A 4,623-nucleotide genomic window follows, 5' to 3' on the forward strand; every position below is an offset into this window, starting at 1 on the left:
TTTGTAGTCTTTCGGCTTCTTCACGGCTGTATGCCATGATGTCCCTGACCCGTTCACTTGTTAGTAGTTTAATATTATCATCCGTAAAAATGTTGATTAACTTAAAATCACTAATGATATTAGTTACTTTCCATTCTTCCATGATTTCAGAATAATCATATTTTAAGTTCTCTCTGTTGTGTTGTATTTCTGCAATAGCGGCTTCAAAGGCAGTGAATTTACCGTTGTTTAATCCAAACATCACATAACTTATTTCTTCAGCCGTAGCTTTTCCCAACTCACGTAGTGTTTTGAATATTACCTTCGGTGGTTCGACATCTGTATTTGATTGTTCTGCTCCACTGTTGTTTTTTCCAAAGGAATCAAAAATTACACTTTCAAAAATTAAGTCTATAAAATCTTCTCGATGAGTGGACACTATATAATATTTTTTATCAGGTTCTGCATCTTCTTTTTCACCTATATACTCTGACAACTTTCTGCCACGATTTGTTAATACTAGATAGTTAATGCCGTCATTATCAGTATCAATATCAACAAATCCAAAATACCTTGGGAGCTTACTTTTATTATATGGAGTTCTGTTTTCCTTTCCATTTTTTTGTGCAGAAACTCCTATAAATTCAGCCATCTGGTTTACAAAATCACGTCTAGAAATTCGTCCACCATTTAAACTAATTATTCTAATAGTATTAAGAAAATAACTGATATTCATGCTGGCCTTATCTATAGTTAAATTACCTATCATACTTACCTCCTATAATTAGCGACTCTATAGCTCTCTTTATCAGGAGCGGTGGAATGCCTTCTCCTATGACCTTACGAATAAGTACATCGCTAGCCCATTCCGGAATATCCCAATCAAGAGGTAGTGATGACAAAATTAACAACTCATAAATTGACAGTGCTCTGGCATCAGAATATTCTCGTTTTGTGTCATCATCGCTTTCAACTATTGGCCTACCAGGATGAACGGTTGAAAATGCAGATATTACACCACTATTCTGCATAATTGTTGTAGCAGGTTTATCCCAAAACATCCTCATATAAGTTCTTGGAGCCCCTTTGATTCTGCGCCCCTTAGTTTTTGGAAAAAATGTTTCATTCTTGAATGCAGACTTTCCTGTTGGTGTATGTATCATCCATTCTACCTGCTTCCAGCTATGAACAGGAGGATAATGCCACTTTGAAACCTCAAGACCTTTACGCTTTTTTTCTTCAAAATCAGGAAATCTCCATTTTTCTGTCTCTTCTCTTAAGCATGGATCAAGAGAAGGTAAACTACCGATGGCTTCTTCCATTGTAATAATGTCCTGTTGTTTTTCTGGGAACTCCCATTTAACATCCTCTGTCTTCGCTGATAATAGATATATATATCTTTGTCTAGACTGAGGTACTCCATAATCCATTGCATTTACAATATGCTGTTCATTAAAATTATAATAGTCTCCAAGCTCATTTTCAACATACTGTGGAATGAACAAATAGTCGCCATTGTATAATATCTGGGTATGTTGCTGCATTGGTATGTTCTCAAACATAACAAAGCGAGGTCTTATTTGCTTAACTGCTTCAACAGCATAATAAATCAAAAAGTTTCTTGGGTCTTTAGGGTCTTTACGTCCTGCACATGACATCCCTTGACACGGTGGTGTCGCAATTAGCAAGTCAACATCATTTGCTTTTGCCTCTGCTACTACTCTATCAAACACTTCCGAAATAGTAATGTCCCCGATAATCATATTTGTTTCTGGGTAAAGGTGATTATAGAACCTTCCTCTTTCTTCTAATAACTCATTAGCAACTACAACATCAATTCCAAGGTCATCAAAGTATGTTTCTGCTATTCCTACATTTGCAAATAATGATACTGCTTTAATTCTATTTTTAAATTTTACGTTTTTCATCTATTAATTGCTCCAATTCAATTAAGGCATGTTCTAACAACCTTGGCGGTACGCCTTCGCCTAATATTTCTCTAATAACATTGCTGCTCGCATCATCTGGGATATTCCAATCATCTGGCAAAGAAGATACTCTCATAAGTTCAAGTATCGATAATACACGAGCATCAGACCACAATCTTGTTTCCTCATCTGGCGAATCAATAATTGCTCTTCCTGGATGTCCATTTTCTTGCGAGCCTATACGGCTTGTATATTTGGTAACGGTATATGCGGGTTTATCCCACCACTGCCTCTTATATGTGTTTTTATAACCTTTAGACTTTGTTCCATCCGATAATGTAGGGTAATATGTCTCATTAGACCAGGCAGAACAACCTTCAGGTGTATGCATCATTGCAACTACATGACGGTACTTATGACGAGGGGGATAATGCCATTTTGATACAGCTAATCCCTCCTTTTTTTTCTTCTCATAGTCTGGGAATAATTTCTTAAGCTCTTCGCTAGATATATCTGTTACATTTGGATCTAGTGAAGGCAAATCACCAATAGCATCTCTCATTGTTGTTATTTTTCTGGAAGGTTTTGGAAATTCCCATTTAATTTGCATTGATTTTGCAGCTAAAAGATATACACAGCGTTCACGTGATTGTGCAACACCATAATACATAGCATTTACTACATTATTTGTGTTAAATTCATATTTGTCACCAAGCTCAGATCTTAAGTATGTATCAATATAAATCCATTCTCCATCAATCTCAATTTTCGTCTGAAGAATCTCAGGGACATTTTCAATAATTACAAATTTAGGATTTAAAAGCTTGATAGCCTTTACTACATCAATTATTAGACGATTTCTTGGATCGTCTTTCTTTTTCAACCCAGCAGTACTCATTCCCTGGCAGGGTGGTGTTGCGATTATAAAATCACACTTTTCTTCTTTTGCAGCCTCAATTATTTTCTTAAAGTTATCTTGTTCGGTTATATCGCCTTGAAACATTTTAACCGATGGATATAAGTGTTTATATATTTCTGCACGTTGTGGTAATAATTCAGCAGCAACCTTTACATGGATGCCGTGTTTATCAAAATATGTTTCAGCTACTCCTGCACTTGAGAATAGCGATAAAGCATTATAGTTCATAACAATCCCATCCGTTCTTTATTTTTCTTTGACACCCTCAAGTTCAAGCAGCGATGAAATATCGCAATTAAATAAGGCGCAAAGTTTCTCAATAGTCTCAAAGTCAATTCTCGTAGCCTTATCATGATAAAGCTGCGTAACAGTGCTTCGAGCTAAACCTGTTTTTTTATGCACATCTTGAATGGAATAGCGAGCTTGCCCCATAAGTGTAGAGAGTTGACAATGCATATCTTTTCTCCTTTTCATAATCATTCTATCATACAATAGCATAAAAGATAGTCAAAGTCAATGGCATGTCACTCATTTTAAATTATATTTGCTCAATTGTCTTAATATACTATCCTATCAATTTAATCCCATTTTTACAGTAATTTTATCCACTCGCCACATTTTTGACAGTAATTTCGTCAACTCGGTAGCTAAAAAGTAATAATATCCACACAACCTTGCGTTTTTTTTGCTGTAGATATGTTCTTACAATAAAAAATTCCTGACCTTGAACCCAGCTTGAATATGGTTCAAAATCACGGAAATCCCTTTATATCAAGCACTTTTATACTCTTATTTTTCAACCCTTGACATCAATACGACCGTCTCAACGTGTTTTGAGATGAGGGGATAGCTATCAAAACTGCGTTTTCAACCCCTGTTGTTATTGGGAACATATCCACGCTCGTAGATGGAAACATATCCAATGTTGGCTTTCGTTTGTGGGAATATATCGACTGTAATTATTTCATTTTCAAGCCTTTATCGATAGCTTCCTGAATAATCTTATGACAACAAACTCCCAACGGATTGTTTTCTTTACAATTAGAATTTTTCATTGCCCCCGTGATGGCATTTACTTCTTTTACGGTTTTCGCACCATGCTTTACAACTGCTTCAATTACCTGATTTTCTGTGACTTCGCTACAATAACAAGCATACTTAGGATCTGCATCTTTCTTAAACCAGATAGGAACTCTAACTTGGCCTTTCAAGAATTTTATTTCATTATCTAAGTTATAGTAAACAACGTCGCAGTCCTCGTTCATGCAAATCTTAAATTGATCTCCGTTAACAGCATTACGATAATCATCTACCACTAGATGTTCAACAGTTACTTTACTAACGGAAATCCCTTCATTATTACATACAGGACAATTGTCTTTAATTTGATCCAGCTTTTCTGTTTTGCATCCACAACAGCATTCATTATTAATCTTCATATTTTTAACCTTCATATTTTCATTATAATTTCTTTTTTAAACTAGGTAAAACCAATTTCATATACTTATCATTTATTAATAGCGTCAAACATTTTAGCTGGTGTTAATTTACTTAGCTCCCTGTTGTCAGCCAACGCACGTGTAGCTTTTTTGTGTATAAACACATCAGCGTCATGTTCTTCAAAGCCTTTTTCTAGAATCAGGTATTGATACAATTCCCTACAAGGGTACAACATGAACTTTTCGTTACGAAAAGCATTAGTTGCTTCCTCTCTATTTGCATCACATACCTTCATCAATACCCGCAGGATTTCTTCGTCCTTAACTTTTGCTTCATACAAAGCAGCAGTTACAAGTT

Annotated in this window: 6 protein-coding genes; all 6 read right to left on the bottom strand. The window is 35.4% G+C overall.

Annotation, left to right across the window (positions count from 1 at the left end; all coding sequences use genetic code 11):
* The coding region (locus tag Q7P22_RS03770; protein WP_303860811.1) for a hypothetical protein at nt 1-748 on the bottom strand (748 nt) is incomplete at its 3' end.
* Nucleotides 738-1,907 carry a DNA cytosine methyltransferase gene (locus tag Q7P22_RS03775; protein ID WP_303860814.1) on the bottom strand — a complete coding sequence of 390 codons (1,170 nt, stop codon included), beginning with the start codon at nt 1,905-1,907 and terminating at the stop codon, nt 738-740. The genes Q7P22_RS03775 and Q7P22_RS03770, both read right to left, overlap by 11 nt.
* Nucleotides 1,888-3,054 (bottom strand): DNA cytosine methyltransferase, encoded by a 1,167-nt coding sequence (locus Q7P22_RS03780; RefSeq protein ID WP_303860817.1) that lies wholly within the window; start codon nt 3,052-3,054, stop codon nt 1,888-1,890. The genes Q7P22_RS03775 and Q7P22_RS03780 overlap by 20 nt, the downstream gene beginning before the upstream one ends.
* Before the next feature lie 18 nt (nt 3,055-3,072).
* Nucleotides 3,073-3,282 (bottom strand): helix-turn-helix transcriptional regulator, encoded by a 210-nt coding sequence (locus tag Q7P22_RS03785; RefSeq protein WP_303860822.1) that lies wholly within the window; start codon nt 3,280-3,282, stop codon nt 3,073-3,075.
* A 503-nt stretch (nt 3,283-3,785) separates the two neighbouring features.
* Nucleotides 3,786-4,265 (bottom strand): Csac_0668 family 2Fe-2S cluster-binding (seleno)protein, encoded by a 480-nt coding sequence (locus tag Q7P22_RS03790; protein WP_303860824.1) that lies wholly within the window; start codon nt 4,263-4,265, stop codon nt 3,786-3,788.
* A 68-nt stretch (nt 4,266-4,333) separates the two neighbouring features.
* Nucleotides 4,334-4,623: hypothetical protein (locus tag Q7P22_RS03795; protein ID WP_303860827.1), on the bottom strand; the 290-nt coding region annotated here is incomplete at its 5' end.

Source organism: Alkalibaculum bacchi (assembly GCF_937875145.1).
GTDB classification, from domain to species: Bacteria; Bacillota; Clostridia; order Eubacteriales; family Alkalibacteraceae; genus Alkalibaculum; species Alkalibaculum bacchi_A.